This window comes from Pseudomonas mangiferae, assembly GCF_007109405.1.
In the GTDB taxonomy this organism is placed as follows: Bacteria; Pseudomonadota; Gammaproteobacteria; order Pseudomonadales; family Pseudomonadaceae; genus Pseudomonas_T; species Pseudomonas_T mangiferae.
In genome coordinates, this window is the sequence record NZ_VJOY01000039.1 from 1 (window position 1) to 2,468 (window position 2,468).

Annotated in this window: 1 protein-coding gene; it reads left to right on the forward strand. The window is 66.5% G+C overall.

Going from position 1 to position 2,468, the window contains the following annotated elements:
• Nucleotides 1-348: 348 nt before the first annotated feature.
• Nucleotides 349-1,710, forward strand: coding sequence for a CSLREA domain-containing protein (locus tag FM069_RS21470; protein WP_143490449.1), 1,362 nt, complete (start codon nucleotides 349-351; stop codon nucleotides 1,708-1,710).
• The last annotated feature ends 758 nt before the right edge of the window (nucleotides 1,711-2,468 follow it).

The following is a 2,468-nucleotide window of genomic DNA, read 5'->3' on the forward strand; positions in this document are numbered from 1 at the left end:
CCCCCGTAGGGTGGAAAACCGCGCCAGCGTTTTCCACCAACCCCCGCCCCCCAAGCCAACGTCACCAAACCCCGCCGTTGCAGGTGGCAAGCAACACATTGTCCACCCCACGCCAACGCCTCCGTAGGGTGGAAAACCGCAACGCGTTTTCCACCAGCCCCATCCCGGACTACAGTACCCGGACCCCACCCGCCAGCCACGTGCCGCTGGACCGGTCGAACACTGCCCGCTCAACGCCTGCGCAGGGTGGGAACACCACGAGGCGCCTTCCACCGCGCCGCCAACCCCCTGGAAATGACCTTGGCCTCAGCCGTGCCGTCGAGCGCCGACGCCTAACGAGGAACGCCCATGCGAGGCCACCGCCGTCGAGCCCTTCCCCTTGCCGTGATCCTGGCCATCCCGCTGCCTGCGGCGGCGCTGGACCTGTACGTCACCACCTTCGCCGATGAAAACGACGGCGCCTGCACACCCACCCACTGCTCCCTGCGCGAAGCCGTTTCGACGGCCAACGCGACGCAGGCGGACACCGTCATCCTGCTCAAGGCGGGTGAATATCCGCTGGAACGCGCCAACCCCGACCCCGGAGACGATTGGCCGGTGGAGGAGGACGCCAACCAACTGGGCGACCTGGATGTCCACGGGCAGGTCAGCGTGATCGGCAAGGGCGTGGGCGTCACCCGCCTGAACGGCCGGCGCCTGGACCGGCTGTTCCACGTGCATGCCGGCGCGCGGCTGACGCTCAGGAACCTGACCGTGACCCAGGGCCTGCAGACCTACGACGGCGGCGCCCTGCTCAATCAGGGCCGCACCTACCTGCACCAGGTAGCGTTCGTGGACAACCGGGTCGCCGTCACCATGCCGCACCCGGCGGAACGCGCCGGAAACGGGGGTGCTATCGGCAACTTCGGCGTCCTCGAGGTGCACCGCTCGACGTTCACGCGCAACCTGTCCAACGGCGAGGAGGCCGCGGCCGCGGGCAAGGGCGGGGCCCTATACAACGAAGGCACGCTCACCCTGCGGGACAGCCTGTTCTCCAGCAACCGGGCGCTGGACTACGGCGAGTGGGGCATGGGCGGCGCGCTCTACAACCAGGGCACGGCGGACATCGCGCGCACTACCTTCCAGGGCAACGAGGTGTCCTGGAGCGGCTTCGGCTCGGCCATCGCCAACGCGGGCCAGATGGTGCTGGCCAACAGCACCCTGAGCGGCAACCGGAGCATCGAGCGCGGCGCGTTCGAGAACGGACACCCTTGGCGCCTGCCACTTTCGCTGCAATCCCGCGCCGAACTGGTCCACGTCACCATCGCCGGCAATGAGGGGTGGGGGCTCACCAATCGGGGCGTGGTCCTGATCCGCAACAGCCTCATCGCCGGGAACCGCTCCAGCGAATTCGACGCCGTGCGCAACTGCCAGAACCTTCCGGGCGCCGTCGATTTCCAGGCGCGCGGGCTGCTGCTGGGCGCCGACGGAAGCACCTGCACCGCGGAGATTTACGTCGCCAACGACACCACCTTCACCCATCACCTGCTCCCTCTGCAGGAGAACAACGGCAGCTGGGTACACCCGCTGCGCCGCACCAGCGCCGCCCTCGACGCCGGCGTGGGCACCTGCGCCCGCCACGACCAGCGCGGGCTCGACCGCCCCCGCGACGGCAATGGCGACGGCCTCAGCAACTGCGACCTCGGCGCCTTCGAGCGGGCCTACCCCTGACCACTTCGCCGACAGCCCCGCCACACCGGTGGGTCCCGAGGTCATTCCCTCCCCGTAGGGTGGAAAACCGCGAAGCGTTTTCCACCACTCCCACCCAGGCCCAAACCAACGCATCGGGGCCGGCCGCCTTCAGGTGGATAAGTAAAACGTTATCCACCCTACGTTTGACCCATGCACCGATGGCTCGCCATAACGGCAGGCCCCGAAGTCATCCCCCAGTAGGGTGGAAAACCGCAACGCGTTTTCCACCACTCCGCCCAGGCCCATACCAACGCATCGGGCCGCCGCTTTCAGGTGGATAAGTACAACGTTATCCACCCTACGTTTGACCCATGCACCGATGGCTCGCCGCAACGGCAGGCACCGAAGTCATCCCCCAGCAGGGTGGAAAACCGCAACGCGTTTTCCACCACTCCGCCCAGGCCCATACCAACGCATCGGGCCGCCGCTTTCAGGTGGATAAGTACAACGTTATCCACCCTACGTTTGACCGATGCACCGATGGCTCGCCATAACGGCATACGCCGAAGTCATCTCTCACCCGTAGGGTGGAAAACTGCAAAGCGTTTTCCACCACTCCCACCCAGCCGAAGCCAATACATCGGGCCAACCGCATTCAGGTGGATAAGTAAAACGTTATCCACCCTACGTTTGCCCCATGCACCGATGGCTCGCCGCAGCGGCGGTCACCGAGGTCATCCCCTCCCCCCATAGGGTGGAAAACCGCAACGCGTTTTCCACCAAGCCCGCTCCCGCCC